This window comes from Streptomyces sp. NPDC030798 (assembly GCF_055572275.1).
Genome location: NZ_JBVIDR010000005.1, coordinates 200,973 through 227,284 on the forward strand (window position 1 = coordinate 200,973; position 26,312 = coordinate 227,284).

General features: G+C 71.8%; 25 protein-coding genes and 2 tRNA genes. 15 read left to right on the forward strand and 12 right to left on the reverse strand.

From position 1 onward, the window contains the following. Positions 1-24 precede the first annotated feature (24 nt). Positions 25-1,425, reverse strand: a complete 1,401-nt coding sequence (locus tag ACZ404_RS13905; RefSeq protein WP_468439347.1) for an ABC1 kinase family protein — start codon at positions 1,423-1,425, stop codon at positions 25-27. Further along, a complete protein-coding gene (locus ACZ404_RS13910) occupies positions 1,418-2,650 on the reverse strand; it encodes a TOMM precursor leader peptide-binding protein (protein ID WP_468439348.1) in 1,233 nt (410 codons plus the stop codon). Before ACZ404_RS13910 ends, ACZ404_RS13905 begins: the two co-directional genes overlap by 8 nt. A gap of 283 nt (positions 2,651-2,933) precedes the next feature. Here ACZ404_RS13910 and ACZ404_RS13915 point away from each other — a divergent pair, with 283 nt between their 5' ends. The 4 genes from ACZ404_RS13915 to ACZ404_RS13930 all read left to right on the forward strand — a co-directional run bounded on the left by ACZ404_RS13915 (position 2,934) and on the right by ACZ404_RS13930 (position 6,786). Next, on the forward strand, positions 2,934-3,530 hold the full coding sequence (locus ACZ404_RS13915; RefSeq protein ID WP_468439350.1) for a M48 metallopeptidase family protein: 597 nt from the start codon (positions 2,934-2,936) through the stop codon (positions 3,528-3,530). 134 nt (positions 3,531-3,664) lie between these two features. After that, positions 3,665-5,320, forward strand: coding sequence for a TerD family protein (locus tag ACZ404_RS13920; protein WP_468439352.1), 1,656 nt, complete (start codon positions 3,665-3,667; stop codon positions 5,318-5,320). A gap of 12 nt (positions 5,321-5,332) precedes the next feature. Next, positions 5,333-6,013 carry an AIM24 family protein gene (locus tag ACZ404_RS13925; RefSeq protein ID WP_468439354.1) on the forward strand — a complete coding sequence of 227 codons (681 nt, stop codon included), beginning with the start codon at positions 5,333-5,335 and terminating at the stop codon, positions 6,011-6,013. Between the two features lie 17 nt (positions 6,014-6,030). Next, on the forward strand, positions 6,031-6,786 hold the full coding sequence (locus ACZ404_RS13930) for an AIM24 family protein (protein ID WP_468439356.1): 756 nt from the start codon (positions 6,031-6,033) through the stop codon (positions 6,784-6,786). A gap of 44 nt (positions 6,787-6,830) precedes the next feature. Here ACZ404_RS13930 and ACZ404_RS13935 read toward each other — a convergent pair whose 3' ends face one another. Together ACZ404_RS13935 and ACZ404_RS13940 are read right to left on the reverse strand one after the other, a co-directional pair. Beyond that, positions 6,831-7,352: an NUDIX hydrolase gene (locus ACZ404_RS13935; protein WP_468439358.1), complete on the reverse strand. Its 522-nt coding sequence runs from the start codon at positions 7,350-7,352 to the stop codon at positions 6,831-6,833. After that, complete coding sequence (locus ACZ404_RS13940) at positions 7,349-8,782, reverse strand: zinc-dependent metalloprotease (protein ID WP_468439360.1); 1,434 nt, start codon at positions 8,780-8,782, stop codon at positions 7,349-7,351. Before ACZ404_RS13940 ends, ACZ404_RS13935 begins: the two co-directional genes overlap by 4 nt. A gap of 191 nt (positions 8,783-8,973) precedes the next feature. On the opposite strand from ACZ404_RS13940, the gene ACZ404_RS13945 reads away from it, so the two are divergent. The 4 genes from ACZ404_RS13945 (at position 8,974) to ACZ404_RS13960 (ending at position 12,119) form a co-directional block, all read left to right on the forward strand. Continuing rightward, complete coding sequence (locus ACZ404_RS13945; RefSeq protein WP_468439362.1) at positions 8,974-10,086, forward strand: SDR family oxidoreductase; 1,113 nt, start codon at positions 8,974-8,976, stop codon at positions 10,084-10,086. A gap of 114 nt (positions 10,087-10,200) precedes the next feature. Continuing rightward, entirely contained in the window at positions 10,201-10,662 is a 462-nt protein-coding gene (locus ACZ404_RS13950; protein WP_468439364.1) for a molybdenum cofactor biosynthesis protein MoaE, read from the forward strand. 135 nt (positions 10,663-10,797) lie between these two features. Beyond that, on the forward strand, positions 10,798-10,971 hold the full coding sequence (locus tag ACZ404_RS13955) for a hypothetical protein (RefSeq protein ID WP_468439366.1): 174 nt from the start codon (positions 10,798-10,800) through the stop codon (positions 10,969-10,971). A 50-nt stretch (positions 10,972-11,021) separates the two neighbouring features. Further along, on the forward strand, positions 11,022-12,119 hold the full coding sequence (locus ACZ404_RS13960) for a YlbL family protein (RefSeq protein ID WP_468439368.1): 1,098 nt from the start codon (positions 11,022-11,024) through the stop codon (positions 12,117-12,119). Positions 12,120-12,159: 40 nt separating this feature from the next. On the opposite strand, the gene ACZ404_RS13965 is transcribed toward ACZ404_RS13960, so the two are convergent. Further along, a complete protein-coding gene (locus tag ACZ404_RS13965) occupies positions 12,160-12,702 on the reverse strand; it encodes a PPA1309 family protein (protein WP_468439370.1) in 543 nt (180 codons plus the stop codon). Positions 12,703-12,866: 164 nt separating this feature from the next. Here ACZ404_RS13965 and ACZ404_RS13970 point away from each other — a divergent pair, with 164 nt between their 5' ends. From ACZ404_RS13970 to ACZ404_RS13985, 4 genes are all read left to right on the forward strand, one after another. Then, complete coding sequence (locus ACZ404_RS13970; protein ID WP_468439831.1) at positions 12,867-15,782, forward strand: UPF0182 family membrane protein; 2,916 nt, start codon at positions 12,867-12,869, stop codon at positions 15,780-15,782. A gap of 41 nt (positions 15,783-15,823) precedes the next feature. Beyond that, positions 15,824-15,897: transfer RNA gene (locus tag ACZ404_RS13975), tRNA-Met, on the forward strand. Between the two features lie 204 nt (positions 15,898-16,101). Next, complete coding sequence (locus tag ACZ404_RS13980; RefSeq protein WP_468439372.1) at positions 16,102-17,913, forward strand: tetratricopeptide repeat protein; 1,812 nt, start codon at positions 16,102-16,104, stop codon at positions 17,911-17,913. Between the two features lie 68 nt (positions 17,914-17,981). After that, positions 17,982-18,055 (forward strand) — tRNA-Met (locus tag ACZ404_RS13985). 123 nt (positions 18,056-18,178) lie between these two features. Here ACZ404_RS13985 and ACZ404_RS13990 read toward each other — a convergent pair. From ACZ404_RS13990 to hisN, 3 genes are all read right to left on the reverse strand, one after another. Next, a complete protein-coding gene (locus ACZ404_RS13990) occupies positions 18,179-18,595 on the reverse strand; it encodes a Fur family transcriptional regulator (RefSeq protein WP_468439374.1) in 417 nt (138 codons plus the stop codon). A 201-nt stretch (positions 18,596-18,796) separates the two neighbouring features. Beyond that, the gene (locus tag ACZ404_RS13995; protein ID WP_468439376.1) at positions 18,797-19,180 is read right to left on the reverse strand and encodes a CBS domain-containing protein; all 384 of its coding nucleotides are present in this window, start codon (positions 19,178-19,180) and stop codon (positions 18,797-18,799) included. Positions 19,181-19,355: 175 nt separating this feature from the next. Beyond that, positions 19,356-20,156, reverse strand: coding sequence for a histidinol-phosphatase (gene hisN / locus ACZ404_RS14000; protein ID WP_468439378.1), 801 nt, complete (start codon positions 20,154-20,156; stop codon positions 19,356-19,358). 305 nt (positions 20,157-20,461) lie between these two features. On the opposite strand from hisN, the gene ACZ404_RS14005 reads away from it, so the two are divergent. Beyond that, complete coding sequence (locus tag ACZ404_RS14005) at positions 20,462-21,067, forward strand: TetR/AcrR family transcriptional regulator (RefSeq protein ID WP_468439380.1); 606 nt, start codon at positions 20,462-20,464, stop codon at positions 21,065-21,067. A 40-nt stretch (positions 21,068-21,107) separates the two neighbouring features. Here ACZ404_RS14005 and ACZ404_RS14010 read toward each other — a convergent pair whose 3' ends face one another. The 4 genes from ACZ404_RS14010 to ACZ404_RS14025 all read right to left on the reverse strand — a co-directional run bounded on the left by ACZ404_RS14010 (position 21,108) and on the right by ACZ404_RS14025 (position 24,628). Beyond that, entirely contained in the window at positions 21,108-21,431 is a 324-nt protein-coding gene (locus ACZ404_RS14010; protein ID WP_468439382.1) for a DMT family transporter, read from the reverse strand. A gap of 84 nt (positions 21,432-21,515) precedes the next feature. Then, positions 21,516-22,526: a ribosome small subunit-dependent GTPase A gene (rsgA, locus tag ACZ404_RS14015; protein WP_468439384.1), complete on the reverse strand. Its 1,011-nt coding sequence runs from the start codon at positions 22,524-22,526 to the stop codon at positions 21,516-21,518. 10 nt (positions 22,527-22,536) lie between these two features. Continuing rightward, entirely contained in the window at positions 22,537-23,877 is a 1,341-nt protein-coding gene (gene aroA, locus ACZ404_RS14020) for a 3-phosphoshikimate 1-carboxyvinyltransferase (protein ID WP_468439386.1), read from the reverse strand. 28 nt (positions 23,878-23,905) lie between these two features. Next, the gene (locus tag ACZ404_RS14025) at positions 23,906-24,628 is read right to left on the reverse strand and encodes a M50 family metallopeptidase (RefSeq protein ID WP_468439388.1); all 723 of its coding nucleotides are present in this window, start codon (positions 24,626-24,628) and stop codon (positions 23,906-23,908) included. Between the two features lie 52 nt (positions 24,629-24,680). Between ACZ404_RS14025 and ACZ404_RS14030 the strand changes: the two genes are divergently transcribed. Both ACZ404_RS14030 and ACZ404_RS14035 read left to right on the forward strand, forming a co-directional pair. Continuing rightward, positions 24,681-25,496 (forward strand): SOS response-associated peptidase, encoded by an 816-nt coding sequence (locus ACZ404_RS14030; RefSeq protein ID WP_468439390.1) that lies wholly within the window; start codon positions 24,681-24,683, stop codon positions 25,494-25,496. Position 25,497: 1 nt separating this feature from the next. Next, the gene (locus ACZ404_RS14035; protein WP_468439392.1) at positions 25,498-26,124 is read left to right on the forward strand and encodes an alpha/beta hydrolase family protein; all 627 of its coding nucleotides are present in this window, start codon (positions 25,498-25,500) and stop codon (positions 26,122-26,124) included. The last annotated feature ends 188 nt before the right edge of the window (positions 26,125-26,312 follow it).

The following is a 26,312-nucleotide window of genomic DNA, read 5'->3' on the forward strand; positions in this document are numbered from 1 at the left end:
GGCGCCGTCCCGGGCGCCCCCGGGTCACGCCTCCGCTGCCGGTTCCTCCTCCGCGAGGTCGTCCTCCAGCGTGTCCCCTTCGAGCAGCTCGTCCTCGGTGACGAAGCCGGGAAGCCACTCCTGGAGTTCCTCGCGCAGCCGCACCGTGGCGCCGAGCTGGCACAGGACACCGATCGTGCTCAGGGTGACCCGGTGTATCAGCAGGTAGGCCGGGGGCAGGTTGAGCTGCTTGCCCAGCTGGTACGCCGGGGAGCGGGGGTCGGCGATGCGGGCCGCCTGACTGCGCATCCAGCCGCGGGTGAAGGTGAACGCCTCGACGCGGGCCGGTTCGATGATCGGCAGCAGGTAGTCGAGGACCGCGTCGGGGTCCAGCTCTATGCTCTCCTTGACGAACCCCTCCTCGCACAGCAGCTCGTAGACCGTCTCCGCAGCACCGTCCAGGGTCATCCTGAGGGAGATGCCGATCGGCGTCGGCAGGCCCCCCGGGAGCCGGTCGACCGTGCCGAAGTCCAGAACGCCCAGGCGCCAGTCCTCGTCGCCGTCCGGGCCGCCGGGCAGCAGCCGGAAGTTGCCCGGGTGCGGGTCCGCGTGCAGCAGACCGGTGCGAGCCGGGCCCGAGAAGAGGAACCGGGCCAGCAGCTGGCCGGCGCGGTCGCGCTGCTCCTGGGTGCCGTCCGAGATGATCTCCGACAGCGGGATCCCGTCGATCCACTCCGTGACCAGGACCTGGTCGCACTGGTGCACCACCGCGGGCACCACCACGTCCGGGTCGTCCGCGAACTCCTGCGCGTGCGCCTCCTGGGCCTGGGCCTCCAGCGCGTAGTCCAGCTCCTCGGAGACACGGTCCCGCATCTCCGCGATCAGCGGCTTGATGTCCATGCCGGGGATCAGCGGGCCCAACAGCCGTGCGAAGCGGCTCAGTTGCGTCAGGTCCGACAGCAGGGCCTCGCCCGCGCCCGGGTACTGCACCTTGACCGCGACCTCACGGCCGTCGTGCCACACCGCCCGGTGGACCTGCCCGATGGAGGCCGCGGCGGCCGGCTTGTCCTCGAACTCCAGGAACAGCTCGCGCCAGTCCTCCCCGAGCCGCTCCTCGAGCACCGCGTGCACCGTGCGGGTCGGCATCGGGGGCGCCGCCTCCTGGAGCTTGGTCAGGGCCGCACGGTAGGGCCCGGCCACCTCCTCCGGGAGGGCGGACTCGAAGACGGACAAAGCCTGCCCGAACTTCATCGCGCCGCCCTTCAGCTCACCGAGGACCTTGAAGAGCTGCTCGGCCGTGCGCTGTTGCAGCTCCCGGCCGACGAGCTCCGCGGATTCGCCCACGATCCGCTTGCCCAGCCCCCAGGTCGCCCGGCCGGCGAAGCCGAGCGGGAGCGCGGCGAGCTTGGCGGTCCGGGTGACCGCCTTCCGGGGAAGATCAGACATGCGCCCTCCAAGTGCCGGTCGGCCGCGCCGCGCCTGCCTCGCGCCCTTGCTCCGTCGTCGGCCGTTGCACCGCCATTGTCGCGCGTGCCGCGCCGTCGGTTGAGAAGTGCTCCCCCTTACCTCTCTCCACCGCCCCGCACCCGCATGCGGGATGGGGCCACACCGGCCGGGAGTGCCAGGTCAGGCCGGGTAGGGACGCCTCCCAGCGGGCGCCCGCGCTGGACGGCGACTCCCCGTCGAGGAAGGCCAGGGCGTGAGCGGCGGCCAGTCCCGCGACGGCCAGGGCGAGAGCCAGATCACAGGCTCCCACGCGGCGGGCCCTGCCGGATCGCCACTGGGCGACCAGGCGGGGCCAGACCGGGTCCCGGTCGGTGCGGCCCTGGTGCAGACAGCCGGCGCAGCTAGTCCCCCCGGGCAGGACCAGCGGCCCGACCACGCCGGTCCCCTCCACCACTCCCGCGTACAGGTGAGGGGTGCCGGAGGCCATGAGGGGCTCGGCGGAGAACGGGTCCGGGGCGTGCACGGCCACGTCGTCCCGCGGGGTGAGGATCACCAGGGAGAGCCCGGGTTCCGCCGTGCCCGGTCCGGCGGGGCCGGCGGTGAGGGAGGAACGGGTGTGGCGCGGGGGCCGGTCCGGGGCCGCGCGGCGGACGGCGGCCCGGGCCGCCTCGTCCCGGCGCTCGCCGACCGAGTCGGCGGGCAGCCCGCCCGGAGCCACGTCCCACGGCTCCACGCGCCCCGCGTCCCGTACGTCGACCTCGCCGACCCCCGCCCCGGACAGCGCCGAGGCCAGCACGGCCCCCACCCGGCCCGCGCCGCGCACCTGCACCCGCAGCGAGCGGCGGGCCGCGAGCCGGACCAGCGCACCGCCCGGCTCAGGAGTGGTCAGGGACAGCGAGGCGAGGTCGGGGCGCAGCCGCTCCAGGACCTGCGACTTCTCCCGCAGTGCGTCCGCGTCCGGGCCTCCGCCGCGCGTGTCGTCCAGCAGGCCGGCGTGGGACAGGCGCGCCACCAGTGCGTCGACGTGGCCGTCCGGCAGGTCCATGCGGCGGCCCTCCTCGCGCAGCAGCGGCAGCCCTCTGGTGCCGTTGAGCAGCTCCAGGAAGCTGCCCGTCGCCGTGTCCACCGGCCCCAGCGTCATCGCGTGCGCCGGAGTCATTCCGAACTGCACCGTGTTGAGGTCGCGCCAGCCGCGCCGCAGCGCGGGCTTCACCAGCGGATGCATGACAGGCCCCCCGTGTCCGTCGTAGTCGTCCAGAAAAGGGATGGTGTGTGCTGAAGGGTGTCGCTGTGTGGTGGAACCGGTCACGTTCCGCCGACGTCTGCCAGCATGCCCCGCCCCGGCGGCGGGTGCCGGACGTTGTCCACAGGCTGGGGGTGTTCGTCGTACTAATCGGTCGGGCCAGTCGGGGCATATCGGTCGTACTAATCAAACGCATGGTGGGGCATGGGCGCCGAACCGTCCCGGAGCCGGGACTTCGGCCCTGCTCAGCGGGTAACGTCGGGGCGTGCCCGCCGACCCCCTGCACCGCGCCGGAAAGCCACAGCGCAGCACGACGAGCCAGCCGCCGAGCGGCTCGGGGGCGAGCGCGATCGAGGTCCGCAGGAGTACCCGGCGCCGCCGGACGGTCTCCGCGTACCGCGAGGGCGATCGCACCGTCGTGCTGATCCCCGCCCGGATGTCCGAGGCGGAGGAGCAGCGCTGGGTGACCGTCATGCTCGACAAACTCGCCGCCCAGGAGAGCAAACGGGTACTGGGCGACGCCGAGCTGACCGAGCGCGCCGAGCGGCTGTCGGACCAGTACTTCGGCGGCCGGGCGCGCCCCGTCTCGGTGCGCTGGGTCACCAACCAGAACACCCGCTGGGGCTCGTGCACGCCGGCCGAGGGCAGCATCCGTCTGTCGCACCGGCTGCAGGGGATGCCGGAGTACGTGATCGACTACGTGCTCTGCCACGAGCTGGCGCACCTTCTGGTGCCCGGTCACGGGCCGGACTTCTGGCGGCTGCTGGAGTCCTACCCGCGCACCGAGCGGGCCCGCGGGTATCTCGAGGGGGTCGTGGCCGCCGAGCGGCTGCCCCATCTGCCGGGCGCGCGCGGTGAGTGAGCGCTCCGTGTGAGCCGCGGGGCCTGGTTGTGTACCGGGTCTGTACCGACTACGTCCGGCTGCATGCGTTGTCGGTGTTTGCCGTTAGCCTGGCGCGACGCACTCACATTCGGGATGGGGGACGGTCGTAACGCATGGCCAGGGAATTCCAACGCGGCCACAAGGCCAGGATCAGTGACCTCACGGCGGGCACGGATCTGTACGTAGGCGTGCAGATCTCCGCTCCCGGACTGACCTTCGACATCAGCTGCTTCGGTCTGGACGCCGACGAGCGCCTCTCGGACGACCGGTACTTCGTCTTCTTCAACCAGCCGAAGTCCCCGGAGGAGTCCATCCAGCTGCTGGGTGCCCAGGCGGGCGACACCGAGTCGTTCCGGATCACGCTGGACCGGATCCCGCCGAACATCCGGAAGCTGTCGTTCACGGCGACCATCGACGGCGCCGGACAGATGTCGCAGGTCAGCCCCGGATACCTGCGCATCGTGGCCGGTGGCGAAGAGGTCGCGCGGTACTCCTTCACCGGCTCGGAGTTCTCCACCGAGCGCGCCGTGATGCTCGGCGACTTCTACTTCAAGGACGTGTGGCGGTTCGCCGCGGTCGGCCAGGGCTTCGACGGCGGCCTGGAAGCGCTGCTGAAGAACTTCGGCGGCGAGGTGGCCGAGGAGGAGGCGCCCGCAGCCCCGCAGCAGTCGCAGCACCCGCAGTCCGGCGCCGCGCCCGGCTTCGCCCCGCCCGCCTTCGCCGCCCCGGCCGCGCCCGCTCCGGCGCCCACGCCCGCGCCCGTCCCGGCGCCCGCCCCGCAGGGCTTCACCCCTCCCGGCACGACCCCGCCCCCGGCCCCGGCACCCGCCCCGAACGTGCACGCCGCGCCGACCGTCATCGCCCCCCTGACCCCGCCCGGCGGCGGCACGGTCCCGCCGCCGGCCCCGGCGCCCGCGCCCTACGGCCAGCCGCCGCAGCAGCCGTCGTACGGCGGTCAGCCGAGCGCCCCGATGCCGCCCGGCTACGGCCAGCAGCCCTCCTACGGCGGCCCGCCGAACGCACCCATGCCGCCGGGCTACGGCGGCCAGGTCCCCGGCCAGCCGGCCGCGTCGTACGGCGTGCCGCAGGGCGCACCGCAGGGCGGCGCCGCCGGCGTGACGGCCGCGCTCCAGATGTTCAAGGAGACCCCCACCGGGCAGCGCTGGACGCAGCAGAACAAGAAGCTCGTCCGCGTCGACCTCGGCATCGGCGGACAGCCCGTGCTGGCCCGGCAGGGAAGCATGGTGCTCTACCAGGGCAAGGTCGACTTCAGCTACAAGGGCGCCGGTTTCGCCGGGCGGATCGTCGGCAGCGCCACCGGCCAGGAGATGCAGCTGATGCGCTGCACCGGCCAGGGCCAGGTCTTCCTCGCCGAGAACTCCACCCATCTGCACCCCGTGGAGCTGCAGGGCGACGCGATCTGCGTCTCCGCGGAGAACGTCCTCGCCTTCGACGAGAGCCTGCAGTACGAGGTGCGCCGCGTCGAGGGGCACGGCATCCCGGGCGGCGCCCTGTTCACCATGCAGTTCCAGGGCACCGGCACGATCGTCGTCAAGACGCACGGCACGCCCGTGGTGCTGCCGGTGACGCCGACGACGTTCGTCGACTCCAACGCCGTGGTCGCCTGGTCCGCCGCCGCCCAGGTGATCGTCTCCAGCCAGGTGCGGATGCGTCGCAACGCCTACCCCGGCCACACCGGAGAGGGCGTCAACCTGCAGTTCCGGGCCGCGCCCGGCAACTTCGTCGTCGTCCAGCCCTACGAGGTCTAAGAGGAGCCCGTCATGAACCAGCCGCTCGCGGGCTTCGCCCCCGCACCCGTCACCGCGCGCATGGAGAACCACGGCAGCCACATGCTGAAGGTCGCCATGCAGACCGGGAACGACCTCCTCGCGCGCGTCGGCTCCATGGTCGCCTACGAAGGCTTCATCCAGTACGAGCCCAACCCGCCGGCCGTCCGCCAGATCGCCCGCGACTGGATCACCGGCGAGGGCACGCCCCTGATGAAGTGCTCCGGCGACGGCCTGCTCTACCTCGCCGACTACGGCGCGGACGTCGTCGTCATCAACCTGGGCGGCGACGGCATCTCCGTCAACGCCACCAACCTGCTGGCCTTCGACGCGCACCTGACGTGGGGCGTGGAGCGGGTGAAGGGGCTGGCCAAATTCGCCGGGCAGGGCCTGTGGAACACCAGGATCTCCGGGCAGGGCTGGGTCGCGCTGACCTCCCGGGGCAAGCCGATCGTCGTCGACTGCGGCGGCGGCGAGGACGAGACGTACGTCGACCCCGACGCGCTCGTCGCCTGGTCGCCGAACCTGAAGGTGAAGGGCAAGCGCAGCTTCAAGGCGCAGTCACTGATCGGCCGGGGCAGCGGGGAGGCCTACCAGATGGCGTTCTCCGGCCAGGGCATCGTCGTCGTCCAGCCCAGCGAGGACAGCACCGACCGCCTCCGGTTCCGGGGCTGAGGGGGAGCCAGAACACCATGCAGAGCCCGCTTTTCGCGCACAACGACCTCCAGACCCAGGAGCGCTGGAGCCTGCAGAACAAGCAGATGCTCCGCGTCACCCTGGAGGGCCACGACGACATCCTCGCCCGCAAGGGCACCATGGTCGCCTACCAGGGACTCGTCGAGTTCGACGCCGAGTACCGCAGCAACAACCAGGCACGCGCGCGTGCGCACACCGGAGAGGGCCTGGACCTGATGCGCTGCCACGGGCAGGGCACGGTCTTCCTCGCCAACCTCGCCCAGCACGTGCATGTCATGGACGTCGAGCAGGACGGACTGACCGTCGACAGCTCCTACGTCCTCGCCATGGACTCCTCGCTGCACCACGAGGTCATCGCCGTCGACAGTCTCTACGGCATCTCCGGCTCCGGGAAGTACCAGCTCAACATCACCGGGCGCGGCAAGGTCGCCCTGATGACGTCCGGCGCACCGCTGCTGATGCAGGTCACGCCCGACCGGTACGTCAACTGCGACGCCGACGCGATCGTCGCCTGGTCCACCGGTCTGCGGGTGCAGATGCAGGCCCAGACGCACTCCTCCGGCGTGTGGCGGCGGCGCGGCAACACCGGTGAGGGCTGGGAGCTGAGCTTCATGGGCAGCGGGTTCGCGCTCGTGCAGCCCAGCGAGCTGCTGCCCCCGCAGAACGCCCAGATCGGCCAGGGCCTCGCCGCCCAGTTCGGCATGGGGCAGCACGGGGCGCGCGCGCAGAACCAGGGCAACGTCTGGAGCTGAGCAAGGGGTGAGGGGTGACCGTCCAGCCGGTCACCCCTTGCCCGTCAGAGCCTGGCGCGCGTCGCCTCCAGCAGGCGTACGACCGACTCGTCCGCCACGCCCGCGACCTCGTCGTAGGCGAACCAGCGCACGTCGAGCGACTCGTCGCTGATCGCATGCTCGGCGCCGCGCGGTGCCAGCACCGCGTACTGGACGTCGAGGTGCCAGTGGCACGGCGCCGGGATCGGATGCCGGTCCAGCCGCACGGGGCCACCGGGCAGCGGCGTCAGCCCGGCGATGCCGGACTCCTCGGTCGCCTCGCGCAGGGCGGCCGCCTCCAGGGTGGCGTCGCCCGGCTCGCAGTGGCCGCCCATCTGCAGCCACATCCGCAGCTTGCGATGGAGGGTCAGCAGCGCCCGGCCGCGCTCCGGGTCGATCACCAGGGCGCTCGCCGTGATGTGCCCGTCCGTGCAGGCCTTCCACAGGCCGTCCGGGTGCGCCTGCAGGTGGTCCAGGTAGACCTGGCGCAGCTCTTCCTGGTCCTCGTACTGCTTCAGCACGAGGACCGCGTCGTCGTAAAGGCTCACTCGGCGTCGTCGTCCTTCGCGTCGGCGTCGCCCTTCTTGCGCAGGTCGGGCTTGTCCGCCGCCTCGCCGAGCATCTTGTCCAGCTCGGAGAAGTCCAGCTGCTCGCGGTGCACGAAGCCGTCCGGGTCGTCCAGGTCGGTGGCCGTGGGCAGCATGTCCGGGTGGTGCCACAGCGCGTCCCGGCCGTCGACCCCGCGCGCATCCGTGAGCGAGGCCCACAGGCGGGAGGCGTCGCGCAGCCGGCGCGGGCGCAGCTCCAGGCCGATCAGCGTGGCGAACGTCTGCTCCGCGGGGCCGCCGGTGGCACGGCGCCGGCGCAGGGTCTCGCGCAGGGCGTCGGCGGACGCCAGACGCGGCTTCGCCGCCGCGTGGACCACCGCGTCGACCCAGCCCTCCACCAGCGCCAGAGCGGTCTCCAGACGGGCCAGGGCGGCCTTCTGCTCGGGCGTGTCCTCGGGCTGGAACATGCCCTGCTGCAGGGCGTCCTGCAGCTGCTCGGGGTTCTGCGGGTCGAACTGCCCGACCACGTCCTCCAGCTTGGCGGTGTCCACCTTGATGCCGCGCGCATAGCCGTCGACCGCGCCGAACAGGTGCGAGCGCAGCCACGGCACGTGCGCGAACAGGCGCTGGTGGGCCGCCTCGCGCAGGGCCAGGTAGAGCCGCACCTCGTCCTTGGGCACGCCTAGGTCCTTGCCGAACGCCTCGACGTTGGCCGGGAGCAGCGCGGCCTTGCCGGCCGGGCCCAGCGGCAGCCCGATGTCGGTGGAGCCGACGACCTCGCCGGCCAGCACGCCGACGGCCTGCCCGATCTGCGTGCCGAACATGGCACCGCCCATCGAACGCATCATGCCGATCAGCGGGCCCGCCATCGCCTGCATCTCCTCCGGCAGGACGTCGCCCATCGCCGCGCCGACCCGCTCGGCGACCGGGTCGACCAGCTCCCGCCACGCGGGCAGGGTCGCCTCGACCCACTCCGCGCGCGACCACGCCACGGCCGAGCCGGAGCCGGACGGCAGGGACGTCGCGTCGTCCAGCCACAGGTCGGCGAGGCGGACGGCCTCCTGGACCGCGGAGCGCTCGGCGCTGCCGACGCTCGTGTCCTTCACGCCGTCCGGAGTGCCCTGCGCGACCGTCTGGCGGGCGATCTGCTTCGCCATGTCCCAGTTCACCGGGCCGCCCTCGTAGGAGAGCATCTGGCCCAGCTGCTGGAACGCGGCGCCCAGGTCGGTGGGATTGAGCGAACCGAACATGGCTGCGAGCGGGTTGTCGGCGCCGGGGCCGCCAAAGCCTCCGGCTCCGGGCAGACCGCCGAAACCGAACGGATTGGCCGGTCCCTGCCCACCGCCGCTCTGCTGGTCCTTCTTCTTGCCCTCGTCGCCGTCGTCCGGCTCCTCCGGCGGAAGGCCGAAACCGAATGGGGTGTCACTCACGGGATTCCTCGGCTGGTAAGGCCACCGGTTCTCTCCGGCGGCGCGGCTGCCCGACGTCACCACCCAGCGTAGACACCCGGAACCGATCGGGGCTCGGTGCTTCGCCCACGGACGGGCTGCGGCAGGATGGATGCACCTGGTACGGACGCGTCAGCCGCGCCCGTACTGAAGACAACCTCTGGAGACGCCCGGTGAGTTCCCCAGATCCACAGGTTCGCGCAGCGCGAAACCCCTCAACCTCTCCCGCCGTGCGCGGACCCGTCGTCGCGGTCACCGGCGCCGCCACCGGGGTGGGCGCCCTGCTCACCGAGCGGCTGGCCGCATCCGACGAGATCAAGCAGGTCATCGCCATCGACGAGCGGCGCGGGGAGTGCGCGGACGCACAGTGGCACATCCTCGACGTGCGCGACCCCGCCATCGCGGACAAGCTGCGCGGCGCGGACGTCGTCGTCCACCTGGCGCTCGACCTGGATCTCGGCAGCGACGCGGCCGCCCGGACGGCTTACAACGTCCGGGGGACGCAGACCGTGCTCACCGCCGCCGCGGCGGCAGGAGTGCACCGGGTCGTGCTGTGCACGTCCGCGATGGTGTACGGGGCGCTGCCCGACAACGAGCTGCCCCTGTCGGAGGACGCCGAGCTGCGCGCCACGGCCGAGGCCACCGGCGTCGGGGACCTGCTGGAGATCGAGCGGCTGGCGCGGCGCGCTCCGCGCGCGCATCCCGGGCTGAACGTGACCGTGGTGCGGCCCGCCGTGCTGGTGGGCGGCACGGACACCGCGCTGACCCGGTACTTCGAGTCGCCCCGGCTGCTGGTGGTCGCCGGATCGCGGCCGGCCTGGCAGTTCTGTCACGTCGAGGACCTGTGCGGTGCCCTGGAGTACGCCGTGCTCGAGAAGGTCGACGGGGAACTGGCCGTCGGCTGCGACGGGTGGCTGGAGCAGGAGGAGGTCGAGGAGCTGAGCGGGATCCGGCGGATGGAGCTGCCCTCGGCGGTCGCGCTCGGCGCGGCGGCCCGGCTGCACCGGATCGGGCTCACCCCGTCCCCGGCGGGGGACCTGGCGTACACGATGTACCCCTGGGTGGTCAGCGGGAGCCGGCTGCACGATGCCGGGTGGCGGCCCCGGTGGACCAACGAGGAGGTGCTGGCCGAGCTGCTGGAGGAGGTCGCCGGGCGGCACACGGTGGCCGGGCGCCGGCTGGGGCGCAAGGACGCGACGGCCGCCGGCGCGGCGGGAGCGACGGTGGCCCTGCTGGGCGCCGCCGCTGTGGTACGACGGGCCCGGAAGGCTCGGCGGCGCCTGTGAGCGGGTGCGGCCCGGTCGGTCGGAGGCGGCTGTAGAAGGCTCCAAACGCCCCCGCGCGCGTGCCTGGTGAATCTCGTATTCCTGGACGCCCGGCGCGTGCGGCACGATGGAGGCATGGCACCCACGAACGATCACCCCGGTGAGCAGGCCGCGCAGGATCCCGTCAAGCTGATCGGCATCCGGGACACCCCGCTCTCCCTGGACGAGGTCTTCCAGGCCGTCGGGGACGACGCCGCGGGCGGCATCGCGCTGTTCGTCGGGACCGTGCGCAACCACGACGGGGGCGCCGACGTCGACGCGCTCGGGTATTCGTGCCACCCCAGTGCCGAGGCCGAGATGCGGCGGATCGCGGAGAAGGTCGTCGCCGAGTACCCGGTGCGAGCACTGGCCGCCGTTCACCGCGTGGGGGATCTGAGAGTGGGGGATCTCGCTGTCGTCGTCGGGGTCTCCTGCCCGCACCGGGGCGAGGCCTTCGAGGCGTGCCGGAAGCTGATCGACGACCTCAAGCACGAGGTGCCGATCTGGAAGCACCAGAAGTTCTCCGACGGCACCGAGGAATGGGTCGGCGCCTGCTGAGCCCCTTGCGCGCGTCACTCCCGGGCATCGGCGTGTCCGGTTGCGTAACCGCCCCCCTGGCGTGAGCGTTGTCAGTGCGGATGATTAATCTGCTGATCAGTCAGTCTCGGACGCTCATGGGGTTGGGAGGTCGGCATGGCAGCGCTCGTGTGGCTGCTGATTCCGCTGGTGGCGGCGGTCGGTGCCGGTCTGTGGGGCAGCTGGGCCAACCGGACACGGAAGGCGCGCGGCGACGGACCCGAACTGGACGGGTACGCACGGTTCCGCGAGGCGATGGAGAAGTCGCACCCGCGTGCGCGCGGCGCCTGACGGGGGTGCCCTGACGGTGCGCTGACAGAGGCGTCCCGTAGTGTCGTTGCATGCCACGCCGCACCGCGACGATGCTCGCCTCCACCCTGATGCTGATCGCGCTCCTGTGCGCGGGAGTGCTCATTCCCGTGCCGTACGCGGAGATGTCCCCCGGGCCGACGGTGAACACGCTCGGGGAGCACGGGGGCGAGCCGGTGCTGCAGATCGCGGGCCACAAGACGTATCCCACGGACGGGCATCTGAACATGACCACCGTCCGGGTCACCAGCGCCGACTTCCGGATGAACCTGGTCGAGGCGGTCTACGGCTGGCTGGCGCACGACAGCAAGATCGTGCCCCACGACACCCTCTACCCGGACGGCAAGACCGAGGAGCAGTCCTCCCAGGAGAACGCGGAGGAGTTCAGCCAGTCCCAGGAGAGCGCCAAGGTCGCCGCCCTGAAGGAGCTGGGCATCCCCGTGAAGTCCTGGGTGATCGTCTCCACCGTCGTCAAGGACTCCCCGGCCGAGGGCCGGCTGCACGCCGGTGACGTGATCAAGGCCGTGGACGGCACGGCGGTCAAGCAGCCCTCCGACGTCGCCAAGCTGGTGACCAAGCACACCCCGGGCCAGAAGGTCGTCTTCACCGTCGTCCCGGCCAAGGAGCAGGCCGCCGCCGAGAAGGACAGGAAAACGGCGACCACGACGCGGGACGTCGCGATCACGACGGCGACCTCGCACGACTCCGGCCCCCAGCGGGCCATTGTCGGGATCTCCGCCGGGACGGACCACACCTTCCCGTTCGACATCGACATCAAGCTGGCCGACGTCGGCGGCCCCAGCGCCGGACTGATGTTCGCGCTCGGCATCTACGACAAGCTCACGCCGGGCAGCCTGACCGGCGGCAAGTTCGTCGCCGGCACCGGCACCATCGACGACAACGGCACGGTCGGGCCGATCGGCGGCGTCGAGATGAAGACCGTCGGCGCGCGCGACAAGGGCGCCCAGTACTTCCTCACGCCCGCCGACAACTGCGCGGCCGCGGCCAAGGACACCCCGAGCGGCCTCACCCTCGTCAAGGTCAAGACCATCGACGACGCCATCGGCGCCCTGAAGGACATCCGCAGCGGGGACACCGCGGCCCTGCCGAAGTGCACCACCAAGGGCTGACCGGCGTGGGTACGGCGCCCGCGCGCCGCACCCGACCGGGTCAGTCCTCGAAGGTCGCCGCCAGGGCCTCGGCCAGGCCGGGCACCAGGTCCGGGCCCGTCAGGACCTCCGTCGGGGAGTCCTTCTCGCGCAGGCGCAGCGCCGAGTCGCGGCTGCCGTCGCGCAGCACCGCGACCGTCATCCGGACCTCCTGGCGCTCGGGGTGGTCCGCCACCCACCTGGCCAGATCGGCCTCGCTCAGGCCCTTCGGGACCTGCGCCTCGGCCGACGGAGGCAGCATCAGACGCTCCACCGTGAGCGCGCAGCCGATCACCGCGTCGGGCCAGGCGATGGTGGCCAGGAACTCGTCGAGCGGCTTGTCCGTTGCAATCTCGTCCTGCTCGATCGGGGTGAGACCGGTGGTCTCGGGCGCGTCCTCCAGGCCGAGCTGGGCGGCGAGCGAGGGTTCCTGAGCCCGCAGCCGTGCGGTGTCTACGAGGGCGAAGAGGCGGGCGGGCTGGTCCCAGCCGAGGCCGGAGGCGTACTCGTCGATCTCGAGTACGGCCCGGGTGAGCGGGCTCGCTGCCATGGGAGTGTTGGACATGGTCACAATCCTGCCTCGTTCCTGGCCCGAACCGGGAACCGAGTAAACCGTGAGTAAGTTGCATAGGTGTGGGCCCACGATCACGGGGGGCCACGGCCGGCCCGCGAACACGGGGGCCTGACGGATCGACAGCGAACTTCGAGGGGCGCACCTTGGCTTTCCAGATGCCGGACCGCGGCGGAGGCCCGACGGGGCCGCGGATCAGAGCGGGCCGGCCGTCCCGGCGCGCCAGGACCCTGCTGACCACGCTGGGCGTCCTGGCCGTCCTCGGCATGGCCTTCACCATGTTCGCGGGCTTCTGGACGGACTGGCTGTGGTACCGGTCGGTGCACTACTCGTCCGTGTTCACCACCACCCTGTGGACCAAGATCGGGCTGTTCTTCGTCTTCGGCCTGCTGATGGCGGTCGCGGTGGGCGTGAACATCTGGATCGCGCACCGGTTGCGGCCCCCGCTGAGCGCCATGTCCATGGAGCAGCAGAGCCTGGACCGCTACCGGATGGGCATCGCGCCGTACAAGGCGTGGCTGCTGCTCGCCGTCACCTCCCTCGTCGGCCTGATCGCGGGCGCCTCGGCGTCGAGCCAGTGGCGCACCTGGCTGATGTGGGTCAACGGCGTGCCCTTCCACCAGAAGGATCCGCAGTTCCACCTCGACGTCTCCTTCTACGCCTTCGACCTGCCCTGGTACCGGTTCCTGCTCGGCTTCGGCTTCGCCGCCGCGATCCTGTGCCTGATCGCCGCAGCGCTCACCCACTACCTGTACGGCGGGCTGCGGATCACCAGCCCGGGCGCGAAGGCCACCGCCGCCGCGACCGGGCATCTGTCGGTGCTCCTCGGCATCTTCGTGGCGCTGAAGGCGGTCGCGTACTGGCTCGACCGGTACGGCCTCGCCGTGAAGTCCAGCGACTTCAGGGCGACGGGCAACTGGACCGGCCTGCGCTACGTCGACGCCAACGCCTATCTCCCCGCCAAGACCATCCTGTTCTGCATCGCCGTCATCTGCGCGCTGCTGTTCTTCGCCACCCTCTGGAGGCGCACCTGGCAGCTGCCGGTCATCGGTTTCGGCCTGATGGTCCTGTCGGCGATCCTGATCGGCGGGCTGTACCCGGCCATCGTGCAGAAGTTCCAGGTGCAGCCCAACGAGCAGGCCAAGGAAGCGCCGTACGTCCAGAAGAACCTCAAGGCGACGCGCGAGGCCTACGGCATCGACGACACCAAGGTCACCGACTACTCCGGCAAGTCCGCCACCGCCGACAAGACGAAGCTGCGCGACCAGGTCGACGACGCCGCCGAGATCCGCATCCTGGACCCGAACATCGTCTCGCCGACGTTCCAGCAGCTCCAGCAGATCCGGAACTACTACGGGTTCCCGACCAACCTCGACGTGGACCGGTACCCCGACAAGGACGGCAAGGAGCAGGACACCGTCATCGGCCTGCGCGAGCTGAACCTGGACGGCGTCCCGAAGAACAACTGGATCAACGACCACTTCCGCTACACGCACGGCTACGGTGTGGTCGCCGCCAAGGGCACGGAGGCCGACGAGGGCCAGCCGGTGTTCACCGAGAAGAACCTGCCCTCCAAGGGCGACCTGCCCCGGTACCAGCAGCAGATCTACTACGGCGAGAAGACCACCACCTACTCCATCGTCGGCGGCCCCCAGAAGGAGGTCGACTACTCGGACAACGAGGGCGAGAAGACCACCAGTTACCAGGGCAGGAGCGGGGTCAACCTCGACAATCCGCTCAACCGGGCGGCGTACGCGGTGGCGTTCAACGAGCCGCAGATCCTCTACTCGGGCGCGATCGGCAAGGGTTCGCGGATCCTGTACAACCGCACGCCCAAGGACCGCGTCGAAGCGGTGGCCCCCTGGCTGACCATCGACGGCGACGCCTACCCGGCGGTGGTGGACGGCCGGATCCAGTGGATAGTCGACGCCTACACGACGTCGAACGGATACCCGTACGCCTCCCGCACCACCCTGGGTGACACGACCGCCGACTCGCTCACCGCCACCAACAACTCGCGCGCGGTGGTGGCCCAGCAGAACCAGGTCAACTACATCCGCAACTCGGTGAAGGCGACCGTCGACGCGTACACCGGCGAGGTCAAGCTGTACCAGTGGGACACCAGGGACCCGGTGCTGAAGACCTGGATGAAGGCCTTCCCCGGCACGGTGAAGCCGCGCAGCGCGATCTCCGACTCCCTGCTGGCCCATCTGCGCTATCCGCAGGACCTCTTCAAGGTCCAGCGTGAGCTGCTCACCCGCTACCACGTGACGGACGCGCAGACCTTCCTCAGCGGCAGCGAGGTCTGGGAGGTGCCGGACGACCCGACCAACGACTCGGGCAGCGCGGTGCCGCCGTACTACCTGAGCATGAAGATGCCGGACCAGAGCGCGCAGGCGTTCTCGCTGACGACGACGTTCACGCCCAACGGGCGGGACAACCTCAGCGCGTTCATGGCCGTCGACTCCGACCCGCGCACCAGCGACTACGGCAAGATCAGACTTCTGAAGCTGCCGACGAGCACAACGGTCGACGGACCCAAGCAGGTCCAGAGCAAGTTCAACTCCGAGTCGTCCATCGCCGAGACCATCAGCCTGCTCAGCCGCGGGCATTCGAAGGTCGAGTACGGCAATCTGCTGACCGTGCCGCTGGACGGGGGACTGCTGTACGTGGAGCCCGTCTACGTCCGGGGCGGTTCGCTCAAGTACCCGTTGCTGCGCAAGGTCCTGGTCACCTATGAAGGCAGGACCGCCTTCAAGGACACCCTGGACGAGGCGCTGAACGAGGTGTTCGGGGTGAAGAGTCCGACCACACCGCCGGACACGGGCACCAACCCGCCGGGCACCAGCAACCTTACGGTCCAGCAGGCGCTGGAGGACGCCCAGAAGGCCATCGACGCCGGCAAGGACGCCCTGAAGCAGCCGGACGGGCCGGACTGGGACGCGTACGCCAAGGCCCAGAAGGACCTCGAGGCCGCGCTGAAGCGGGCCGCGGAGGCGCAGAGCAAGGCGGACAAGGCCGGTGCCGGCGGCGGGAGCGGTGACGGCAGGAGCAGTGGCGGAAGCAAGAATTGATCAAGCCCGCCCCGCGCCGTGATACGGTTGCCGAGCAACGGCGCGGGGTGGAGCAGCTCGGTAGCTCGCTGGGCTCATAACCCAGAGGTCGCAGGTTCAAATCCTGTCCCCGCTACTGCATCGAAGGCCCGGATCCTCACAGGATCCGGGCCTTCGTGGTGTGCGAACTCATGTACAGACGGCAAGGACGGCCGCGCCGCCGCGGGGAGTTGGGCGATCTGTGTTTGACTTGTCTCTCTGTGGGCATGTCGACAAAACGCTGAAGTGACCTCACGGGCTGCGGTATACCGGGTGTACCCAGGTTGCAGGTGGTGCGACGATGGACGTTATGGGGGACAAGGCAACTCTGTTCGAGACAGGGCGATTTGTGCGGCCTTCGGGCGAAGAGCCGGCCCGGGACGAACTGGGCGACATGGGGGAGGCCGCCGAGGAGGTACGACTGCGGCTCGCCGCACAGACCGGCGACACCGAGGCGATGAGCGTCCTCGGTGCCCTGCTGCTGCGCCGCGGCGACCTCGACGGAGCCGAGCCCCACCTGCGCGCCGCGACCGCCGCCGGAGACCGGGCCGCCGCCAACAACCTGGGCGTCCTCCTGCACCAGCGCGGCTACGCGGAGGAGGCCGCCGGCTGGTGGCGGATCGCCGCCGTCGCCGGCTCGGCCGCCGCCGCGCACGCGCTGGGACGCCACCACCGCGAGCGCGGGGACGAGCCCGCCGCCGAGTACTGGCTGCGCCAGTCCGCCGAACAGGGCCACGCGCTCGGCGCGTACGCGCTCGCCGACCTGCTGGAGCACCGCGGGGACGTCGGCGCCGAGCACTGGATGCGGGCCGCCGCCGAACGCGGCCACCGGGAGGCCGCCTACCGGCTGGCCCGCGCGCTCGACCGCCGGGCCGCCGGCGATGAGGAGCCCGCGGCCGACAACGCTGTCGAGGAGATCGAGCAGTGGTACCGGCAGGCCGCCGCACGCGGCCACCGGCGGGCCGCGCTGCACCTCGGCGCGATCCTGGAGAAGCGCGGGGATCTGAAAGAGGCCGGCCGCTGGTATCTGACCTCCGCCAAGGACGGAGAGTCGCGCGCCGCCTGCGCGCTCGGCTTCCTGCTCCGGGACGCCGGCGACACCGAGAGCGCCGCCGTGTGGTGGCTGCGCGCCGCCCAGGAGGGCGACGGCAACGCGGCCAACGCGCTGGGCGCCCTGCACGCCGAGCGCGGCGAGACCCAGACCGCCGAGCGCTGGTACCGGGCGGCACTGGACGCCGGGGACGACAACGGGGCGTACAACCTCGGGCTGCTCTGCGCCGAGCAGGGCCGCACCGTGCAGGCCGAGCAGTGGTACCGGCGTGCCGCGTACGCGGGGCACCGGGAGGCCGCCAACGCGCTGGCCATCCTGCTGCTGCAGGGCGGCGACACCACCGGCGCCGAGCCGTGGTTCTCCAAGGCCGCCGAGGCCGGGAGCGTGGATGCCGCCTTCAACCTCGGCATCCTGCACGCCGGGCGCGGCGAAGAGGAGGCCGCGCTGCGCTGGTACGAGCAGGCGGCCGCCGCCGGGCACACCGAGGCCGCGCTGCAGGTCGGGATCGCGCGACTGCGCGAGGGAGACGAGCAGGAGGCCGAGCGGCACCTGCGCTGCGCGGCCGGCGGGGGCAGCGCGGAGGCGGCATACCGGCTGGCCACCCTGCTCGACTCGCGGCGGCCGCCGGAGCCCGCGCACGAGCTCGGCGAGATCGTGCACGAGAAGACGGAGTGCGAGGAGTGGTACGAGCGGGCGGCCACCCAGGGGCACCGGCGGGCCCAGGTCCGGGTGGGCATGCTGGCCGCCGCCCGGGGTGACGTGGTCGAGGCCGCGCGCTGGTACCGGGCGGCCGCGGAGGCCGGGTCGCGCAACGGAGCCTTCAACCTGGGGCTGCTGCTGGCCCGCGAGGGCAGCGAGCCGGAGGCGGCGGTGTGGTGGACCCGCGCCGCCGACGCCGGGCACGGCCGTGCGGCTCTCCGGCTGGCCCTCGTCTACGCGCGTCGGGGGGAGCTGGCGGAGGGGCAGAGGTGGGCCGACCGGGCGGTGGAGCTCGGACCGGCGGAGGTGACGGAACGGGCGGGCAGACTGCGGGACGCGCTGCGACAGGAGCTGTCGGCGTGACGGTGCGCTGTGCGTCCCCTATTGATTTGCCTCGCCGTGCCTCTCTCGCGTAGTGTCGTGTTCACCGACGCGGGGTGGAGCAGCTCGGTAGCTCGCTGGGCTCATAACCCAGAGGTCGCAGGTTCAAATCCTGTCCCCGCTACTGAAGGCCGAGGGCCGGAATCCAGAGATGGATTCCGGCCCTCGGTCGTTGTGCCGCACAAGAAAACACGACACAAGAAAAAGAGGGGGCTTGCGCCCCCTCCGGATCACGTTGTCGGCTGGATCACGCCGCTGCGCAGCTCGGGCACAGTCCCCGGTACGTGACCTCGACGTCCGACACCGTGAAGCCGAAGCGCTCGGTGTCGGGGAGGTCCGCGAGCGGGTTGCCCGTGGGATGCACGTCACGGATCGCGCCGCACTGGGCGCAGACCAGGTGGTGGTGCGGACGGTGCGCGTTCGGGTCGTACCGCTTGGCGCGGCGGTCCGTGGTGACCTCGAGGACCTCGCCGAGGGAGACCAGCTCGCCCAGCGTGTTGTAGACCGTCGCCCGGGAGATCTCCGGCAGCTTGGCGACAGCCCTCGCGTGGACCTCGTCGGCCGTCAGATGGACGTGCTCGCCGTCGAGAACCTCGGCCACGATGCGCCGCTGCGCGGTCATCCGCCATCCGCGGCCGCGCAGCCGTTCCAGAAGGTCGCTCATGGAGCCAGCGTAACAGCAGGAGCGACCAGGTTCCGAACAGGTGTGACTTTGGATCGTGGATTGACTTGGACTAAGTCCAATGGGATGGGCGGGCGGCCGGCGGGGGCGCTCGAGGCGCTGCGCGGCTGACGCACCGGTGCCGGGCGGGCCGGATTCCCTCTGGATTCCGGCCCGTATCGCGTGTCCGGGACGCCGGCCTGATCAGGACACCAGGGCGGGGACCCAGCAGCGGATGATGTCGCGGACCGAGACGATGCCGGCCGGCTCGCCGCGGTCGAGGACGATCAGATGCCGGAAGCCGCCGTGCGCCATGGCGCGGGCCGCCTCCTCCAGGGTCCAGGTCGGGGTGGCGAAGACGACGTTGTTGGTGGTGTGGGCGTGGGTGCGCTCGGTGTCCGGGTTCTGGCCGAGGCCGACGGAGTTGAGGATGTCGCGTTCGGTGAGGATGCCGATGCCGCCGGCGTCCGGGTCGAGCACCACGGCGGCGCCGACACGGCGGGCGGACATCAGGGTCGCTGCCTGACGGAGGGTGTGGGCGGGGCCGATGGTGAGGACCACCGTACTCATGGCGTCTCGGACGAGCATGGAAAGGGCCACCTCCTTGGAATCCCCGAGAAAGTTCAGGCCTGGCGCCGGAGGCGCCCGTGACGGCACTGCACAAGTTCACAAGTGGGGGTGGCCTCAGAGTGCCAGGTAAAGCGGAGGTCAACAAGAGGGCGCACGCGGCCAGTTGAGGGCGTGCGCAAGCGTCCCTTGCTTCTCAGTAGCGCTGGTTGAGATACCCCAGCAACTCGTCGTGCAGCAGACCGTTGGACGCGGCCGCGTTGCCGCTGTGCGGGCCAGGGCGGCCGTCGAGGCCGGTGAAGGTGCCACCCGCCTCGGTGACGATGATCGCGTTGGCGGCCATGTCCCACAGCGACAGCTCGGGCTCGGCGCACAGGTCCACCGACCCCTCGGCGACCATCATGTACGGCCAGAAGTCGCCGTACGCGCGGGTGCGCCAGACCTCGCGGGTGAGGTCGAGGAAGCCGTTCAGGCGGCCCTGCTCCTCCCAGCCGGAGAGGGAGGAGTAGGCGAAGGAGGCGTCCGCCAGCTTGCCGACGCGGGAGACGTGGATGCGGGTCGCCGAGGTCAGGCTGCGGCCGGTGAAGGCGCCGTGACCCTTTGCGGCCCACCAGCGGCGGCCCAGGGCGGGGGCGGAGACGACGCCGACGACGGGGTGGTAGCCGCCCTCTCCCGCTTCCATCAGGGAGATCAGGGTGGCCCAGACGGGGACGCCGCGGACGTAGTTCTTGGTGCCGTCGATCGGGTCGATCACCCAGCGGCGGGGGCCGGTGCCCTCGACGCCGTACTCCTCGCCGAGGATCGCGTCCCGGGGGCGGGCGCGCTGGAGCTGGCCGCGGATGAGTTCCTCGGCGGCCTTGTCCGCCTCGCTCACCGGGGTCATGTCCGGCTTCGTCTCGACCTTCAGGTCGAGGGCCTTGAAGCGGGCCGTCGTGGCGGCGTCGGCCGCGTCCGCGAGGACGTGGGCGAGGCGGAGGTCGTCGAGGTAGTCCGGCATGTGTGGAACGGTATCTGTCGTGGTCGGTACGGGGCTACAGGGGGCGGGGTGCGGTGGCGGTGCCCCGTACCGGCGGCTGGGGTGAGGGGAGTGCCGCTGCGCCCACCCGTGCCGCCCCAGCGGCACGACTGCCGCCTGCCCCCAGCTACGCCGGTGCGCCTGCCCGCTGCCCGGTGCCCCCAGCGACGCCGGTGCGCCTGTCCGCTGCCCGTGGCTCCGTCGGTGCGTTGGCGCCGCGGACTCTTGACAGTGCATCAAAGCGCGTCAAATCTGGGCGCAGAGTCGCTCGCCCCAGGGAGGCGATGATGCCTGCAGCGCGGGAATCGCTACTGGACGCCGCCTACACGGCCCTCGCGCGTCGGCCGTGGTCCGCGGTGCGGATGGTCGATGTGGCCGCGGCGGCCGGGGTGTCCCGGCAGACGCTGTACAACGAGTTCGGCAGCAAGGAGGGCCTGGCCAGAGCGCTGGTGCGGCGGGAGGCCGACGGGTATCTCGCCGGGGTCGAGCGCGCGCTCGCCGCCTCCACCGACCCGCGTGACCGGCTCACCGCCACCGCCGAGTGGATGGCGGCCGCCGCCCGGGACAACGTGCTGGTGCGGGCCCTGCTCACCGGCTGCTGGAGCGAGCGGCTGCCTGCGCCGACGCTCTCCGGCGTGCCGTCCTCCTCCACCGTGCCCGCGCAGCGCCGGGCCGACGGGCCACTGCCCTCGCCGGGCGACCTCGTGCAGATCGTGCGGGACCGGGCGGTGACGGTGCTGGGCGGACCCGAGGCCGCGCAGGTCGACGCATCCGAGCTCGCGCGCTCCTGCGAGCTGGTCGTACGGATCGCGCTGTCCTGTGTGTCCGCGCCCCCGCCGGAGGGCGGCATCGCCGGCCTGGTACGCGGCGCGCTCTCCAGTCGGACGGCCTGACCACACCGGACCGCCGGAGCGCCGTCCGGCGGTGAGCCCCTCAGTGCGCCGACCCCGACAGCTGGAGCCCGATCACCCCCACGATCACGAACGTGATCGACACGATCTTCAGCGTCGAGACCAGGTCCCCCAGGAACACCATGCCGTAGATCGCGGTGCCGGCCGCACCGATGCCCGTCCAGACCGCGTACGCCGGGCCCACGTCGAGCTTCTTCAGGGAGAGGGTCAGCAGGCCGAAGCTGCCGAGCGCGAAGGACGCGAAGGCGATCGTCGGCCAGAGCCGGGTGAACCCGTGGGAGAGCTTCAGGCACACGGCGAAACCGGTCTCCAGAATCCCGGCCACTATGACCAGCAGCCACGCCATGTGCGGTCCTCCCGTAGGTCCGGATCTCCGGCTCGGTGCGATTATGCACTTACCGGAGGGGGACCCCCGCAAACAACGCGGTGCTCAGTCGCCCTCCCTGCGCTCCCGCGTGGCCAGCAGCCGGCGCAGCGAGTACAGCCGGGACGGGTCGGCGTGCCCCTCCTCCACCCACGCGTCCAGCGCGCAGTCCGGCTCGTCGTGACTGCACGCGCGCGGGCAGCCCTCCGTGCCGGGTTCGAGGTCCGGGAAGGCATGGATCACCCGGGACGGGTCGATGTGCGCGAGACCGAAGGAGCGCACGCCCGGGGTGTCGACGACCCAGCCGCCCGTACTGCCGAGGGGCAGCGCCAGTGCCGAGGTGGTGGTGTGGCGGCCGCGGCCGGTCACCGCGTTCACATGCCCGGTCACCCGGCGCCGCTCCTGCGGCACCAGCGCGTTGACCAGGGTCGTCTTGCCGACGCCCGAGTGCCCCACGAACGCGGTGATCTTGCCGTCCAGATGCGCGCGCACCCGGTCGGCGGCGTCCCCGCTCTCCAGCTCCTCGCGGCTGGTGACGACGTACGGGATGTCGAGCGCGCCGTACAGCTCCAGCAGCTTGTCCGGCGGCGCCAGGTCCGACTTGGTCATCACCAGCAGCGGCTCGAGGCCGCCGTCGTAGGCGGCGACCAGACAGCGGTCGATCAGGCGCGGGCGCGGCTCGGGGTCGGCCAGGGCCGTCACGATCGCCAGCTGGTCGGCGTTGGCGACGACCACCCGCTCGTAGGGGTCGTCGTCATCGGCGGTACGGCGCAGCACCGAGGCGCGCTCCTCGATGCGCACGATCCGCGCGAGCGTGTCCTTGGCGCCGGACAGATCGCCGACCAGGGCCACCCGGTCACCCACGACGGCCGCCTTGCGGCCCAGTTCACGGGCCTTCATCGCCATCACCGTCCGGCCGTCGACGAGGCAGGTCAGCCGGCCCCGGTCGACCGTGAGGACCATGCCCTCGGCCGCGTCCTCGTGCTTGGGCCGGATGTTCGTCCGCGGCCGGTTGCCCTTGCGGTGGGGACGGCTGCGGATGTTGTCCTCATCGGTGTGCTTGCCGTAGTGGCGCATGGCGTCGTCCCTACTGCCCGAGCATCCCGGTCCACAGCTCGGGGAAGTCGGGCAGCGTCTTCGCCGTGGTCGCCACGTTCTCGATCCGCACGCCCGGGACGGCGAGCCCGATGACCGCGCCCGCCGTCGCCATGCGGTGGTCCTCGTAGGTGTGGAAGACGCCGCCGTGCAGCGGGCGCGGGCGGATGTGCAGGCCGTCGGCCGTCTCGGTGACGTCACCGCCGAGCTCGTTGATCTCCTTGGTGAGCGCGGCCAGCCGGTCCGTCTCGTGCAGCCGCAGATGGGCCACGCCCCGCAGGGTGGAGGGCGAGTCGGCGAGCGCCGCGACCGCCGCGATGCCGGGCGTCAGCTCGCCCACGTCGCCCAGGTCGACGTCGACACCGTGGATGGCACCCGAGCCGGTGAACTCCAGCCCGTACTCGTTCAGTTCGCAGGAACCGCCCATCTCGGTGAAGATCTCCCGCAGCCGGTCACCCGGCTGGGTGGTGCGGGCCGGCCAGTCCGGGATCAGCACCTTGCCGCCGGTGACCAGGGCCGCCGCCAGGAACGGCTGGGCGTTGGACAGGTCCGGCTCGATCGTCAGGTCCCGGCCGAGCAGCGCACCCGGCGTCACCCGCCACACGTTCGGCTCGCCGCCCGACTCCGGCGTGTCCACCTGGGCGCCGACCGCGCGCAGCATGTCCACGGTCATCCGGATGTGCGGCAGGGAGGGCAGGGTCGCGCCGGTGTGCCGGACCTCGACGCCCTGGTTGAAGCGCGGGCCGGACAGCAGCAGCGCCGAGACGAACTGGGAGGACGAGGAGGCGTCGATCGACACCGGGCCGCCGTCCAGTGCCCCGCCGCCGTGCACGGTCAGCGGCAGCGAGCCCCGGCCGTCGTCGTCGATCCGGGCGCCGAGCACCCGCAGCGCGTCGATCACGCCGTTCAGGGGGCGCTCGTACGACCGCGGGTCGCCGTCGAAGCGGATGGGACCGTCGGCCAGCGCGGCCACCGGCGGCAGGAAGCGCATCACCGTGCCGGCGTTGCCGACGTCGACCGTGGCCGGGCCGTGCAGGCCGGTCGGCAGCACCCGCCACGCCTCGCCGGTGCCGTCGGGGCCGCCCGCGACGGAGGAACTCGACGACACGGTCTCCTCGATCTCCACGCCCATCGCGCGCAGCGCGCCGGCCATCAGCAGCGTGTCGCGGGAGCGCAGCGGACGGCGCAGCCAGCCCGGCTCGGAGGCCAGGGCGGCCAGCACGAGGGCACGGTTGGTGACCGACTTGGACCCCGGCACGTGGACCGTCGCGTCGACGGCTCCGCTCGCGTGCGGGGCGGGCCAGAGGGCGGTGGGGGCGGTGTTCGGGGCCATGGGCCCACTTTATAAGGAGGGGCCGGACTCAACCTTCCAGCAGCCAGCGGCCCCCGCCGATCAGCGAGCACAGCGACACCGCGTGGAACAGGAACAGCCACAGCCCCGCCGGCACGTGCGTCAGCCGGGACAGCTGGTCCGCGTCCGAGTCCCCGGCGCCTCCCCGCGACCGCTTGGCCTGCAGCTCGAAGGCCGGCCGTACGCCGCCGAGGAGCAGGAACCACACCACCGCGTAGGCGAAGGCCGCCTGCACCTGCGGCCCCGCCAGCCACGACACCAGCAGGAAGGCGCCGCCGGCCAGGACCACGGTGAGTACGCCGTACGCGTTGCGGATCATCACCAGCATGGCCACCAGCAGGGCGGTCGCCGCCCACAGCAGCAGGGTGATGCGGCCGGCGGCGAGCAGGGCGGCGCCGCCCAGGCCGAGCAGCGGGGGAGCGGTGTAGCCGGACGCCGCCGTGAGGATCATGCCCAGGCCGTACGGCTTGCCGCGGCTGACGGTGAGGCCGCTGGTGTCGGAGTGCAGCCGGATGCCGGTGAGCTGCCGGCCCGTGAGCAGGGCGACCAGACCGTGTCCGCCCTCGTGCGCGATGGTGATCGCGTTGCGGGATATCCGCCACAACGTGTGCGGGACGACGACGGCGAGTGCGGCGACCAGGGTGGCGAGCACCACCCACAGGTCGGGGTCGGGCTGGGTGCCGGTGAGCCGGTCCCAGAGGCCGGGCAGCGCGATGGCGGCGAGGCTGTCCATGTTCTCTCGGTGGCTCCCTCTTCTTGCTGCGGAATCTGGCAGTGTGGCACGCATGTGCGGACGGTATGCATCGAGTCGTGGGCCCGAGGATCTCGCAGGAATCTTTGAGATCGAGAAGTGGGAGCCCGAGGAGACCCTGGAGCCGGACTACAACGTGGCGCCGACCAAGGAGGTCTACGCCGTCCTCGACCGTCCCCTGAAAGACGCGGACTCGCCGCGTCCGGTTCGCCAGCTCCGCAAGCTGAGGTGGGGCCTGGTGCCGTCCTGGGCCAAGACGCCCGAGGGCGGTGCCCGGATGATCAACGCGCGCGCCGAGACCGTGCACGAGAAGCCCGCCTACCGCCGGGCCTTCGCCACCCGGCGCTGCGTCATTCCCGCCGACGGCTACTACGAGTGGGTCACCGGCACCCAGGAGCGGGAGCTGGAGGTCGAGGGGAGGAAGAAGCGGCCGCGCAAGCAGCCGTACTTCGTGCTGCCCGCCGACGGCTCGGTGTTCGCGATGGCCGGGCTGTACGAGTTCTGGCGCGACCGGACGCTGCCCGACGACCACCCGCGGGCCTGGTGGGCGACCTGCTCGGTGATCACCACGGAGGCCGAGCGGACCCCGCTGGCCGTCGCCCCGGCCGAGGGCCCGCACTCCCTCGCCGAGATCCACCCCCGGATGCCGCTGATGCTCACCCCGGACCGCTGGGACGCCTGGCTGGACCCGGCCCGCACCGACCCGGACGGCCTGCGGGAGCTGCTCGCGCCGCCGGGGCCGGGGCTGATGCGCGCCTACCCGGTCTCCACGGCCGTCAGCAACGTCCGCAACAACGGCCCGGAGCTGCTGAAGGAGCTGGAGGCGCCGGAAGAGGGCACACTCTTCTAGCGTGATCGAGATTGTCGAGACCGACGCCGGAACCGCACGCATCACCTGGCACCGGGCGGACGAGCCCACGCTGGTCCTCGCCGCGAGCCACGGCGCCGGCGGCGGCGTCGAGGCGCGCGACCTCCAGGCGCTCGCCCGGACCCTGCCCGCCCACGGCGTGACCGTCGCCCTCGTCGAGCAGCCCTGGCGGGTGGCGGGCAAGAAGGTCGCGCCCGCCCCCAGGACCCTGGACACCGGTTGGCGCGGCATCTGGCCGGCGCTGTGCGGGATGGGGCTGCCCGTGATCTCCGGCGGGCGCAGCGCCGGCGCCCGGGTCGCCTGCCGTACGGCGGCCGAGTTGAGCGCGCACGCCGTGCTCGCGCTCGGCTTCCCGCTGCATCCGCCGGGCAGGCCCGAGAAGTCCCGCGCCGAGGAGCTGCTGGGCGCCGGGGTGCCCACGCTGGTGGTGCAGGGCGGCAACGACCCCTTCGGCAGGCCGGAGGAGTTCCCCGAGGGCGACTTCGACCTGGTCGAGGTGCCGTACGGCGATCACGGGTTCGCCGTGCCCAAGCGCGCGGAGATCACCCAGGAGCGGGCGCTGGAACTGATCACCGACGGTGTGCGGGAGTGGGTCGCCTCACTCGGGTGACCCGGGAATGTTCGGCGGCGGACCACTGTTGTGGCGCACAGAGGTGTTCGAGCACCGGCACCGACGTCACAGGAGAGGAAGTCCGCCGCATGGGTTCGACCTTTTGCCCGAGCCGTGAGCGCCGCACCGATCTGGACTGGACGGTGCTGCACGCGGCCAGGACCGCTCCTTTTCGAGCGGCGGCAGGC

What these genes read in the sequence shown, in the direction of transcription:
- ACZ404_RS13905 (WP_468439347.1), bottom strand. Translation starts at nt 1,425, where the DNA reads ATGTCTGATCTTCCCCGGAAGGCGGTCACCCGGACCGCCAAGCTCGCC.
- ACZ404_RS13910 (WP_468439348.1), bottom strand. Translation starts at nt 2,650, where the DNA reads ATGCATCCGCTGGTGAAGCCCGCGCTGCGGCGCGGCTGGCGCGACCTC.
- ACZ404_RS13920 (WP_468439352.1), top strand. Translation starts at nt 3,665, where the DNA reads ATGGCCAGGGAATTCCAACGCGGCCACAAGGCCAGGATCAGTGACCTC.
- ACZ404_RS13925 (WP_468439354.1), top strand. Translation starts at nt 5,333, where the DNA reads ATGAACCAGCCGCTCGCGGGCTTCGCCCCCGCACCCGTCACCGCGCGC.
- ACZ404_RS13930 (WP_468439356.1), top strand. Translation starts at nt 6,031, where the DNA reads ATGCAGAGCCCGCTTTTCGCGCACAACGACCTCCAGACCCAGGAGCGC.
- ACZ404_RS13950 (WP_468439364.1), top strand. Translation starts at nt 10,201, where the DNA reads ATGGCACCCACGAACGATCACCCCGGTGAGCAGGCCGCGCAGGATCCC.
- ACZ404_RS13955 (WP_468439366.1), top strand. Translation starts at nt 10,798, where the DNA reads ATGGCAGCGCTCGTGTGGCTGCTGATTCCGCTGGTGGCGGCGGTCGGT.
- ACZ404_RS13960 (WP_468439368.1), top strand. Translation starts at nt 11,022, where the DNA reads ATGCCACGCCGCACCGCGACGATGCTCGCCTCCACCCTGATGCTGATC.
- ACZ404_RS13965 (WP_468439370.1), bottom strand. Translation starts at nt 12,702, where the DNA reads ATGTCCAACACTCCCATGGCAGCGAGCCCGCTCACCCGGGCCGTACTC.
- ACZ404_RS13970 (WP_468439831.1), top strand. Translation starts at nt 12,867, where the DNA reads ATGCCGGACCGCGGCGGAGGCCCGACGGGGCCGCGGATCAGAGCGGGC.
- ACZ404_RS13980 (WP_468439372.1), top strand. Translation starts at nt 16,102, where the DNA reads ATGGACGTTATGGGGGACAAGGCAACTCTGTTCGAGACAGGGCGATTT.
- ACZ404_RS13990 (WP_468439374.1), bottom strand. Translation starts at nt 18,595, where the DNA reads ATGAGCGACCTTCTGGAACGGCTGCGCGGCCGCGGATGGCGGATGACC.
- ACZ404_RS13995 (WP_468439376.1), bottom strand. Translation starts at nt 19,180, where the DNA reads ATGCTCGTCCGAGACGCCATGAGTACGGTGGTCCTCACCATCGGCCCC.
- hisN (WP_468439378.1), bottom strand. Translation starts at nt 20,156, where the DNA reads ATGCCGGACTACCTCGACGACCTCCGCCTCGCCCACGTCCTCGCGGAC.
- ACZ404_RS14005 (WP_468439380.1), top strand. Translation starts at nt 20,462, where the DNA reads ATGCCTGCAGCGCGGGAATCGCTACTGGACGCCGCCTACACGGCCCTC.
- ACZ404_RS14010 (WP_468439382.1), bottom strand. Translation starts at nt 21,431, where the DNA reads ATGGCGTGGCTGCTGGTCATAGTGGCCGGGATTCTGGAGACCGGTTTC.
- rsgA (WP_468439384.1), bottom strand. Translation starts at nt 22,526, where the DNA reads ATGCGCCACTACGGCAAGCACACCGATGAGGACAACATCCGCAGCCGT.
- aroA (WP_468439386.1), bottom strand. Translation starts at nt 23,877, where the DNA reads ATGGCCCCGAACACCGCCCCCACCGCCCTCTGGCCCGCCCCGCACGCG.
- ACZ404_RS14025 (WP_468439388.1), bottom strand. Translation starts at nt 24,628, where the DNA reads ATGGACAGCCTCGCCGCCATCGCGCTGCCCGGCCTCTGGGACCGGCTC.
- ACZ404_RS14030 (WP_468439390.1), top strand. Translation starts at nt 24,681, where the DNA reads ATGTGCGGACGGTATGCATCGAGTCGTGGGCCCGAGGATCTCGCAGGA.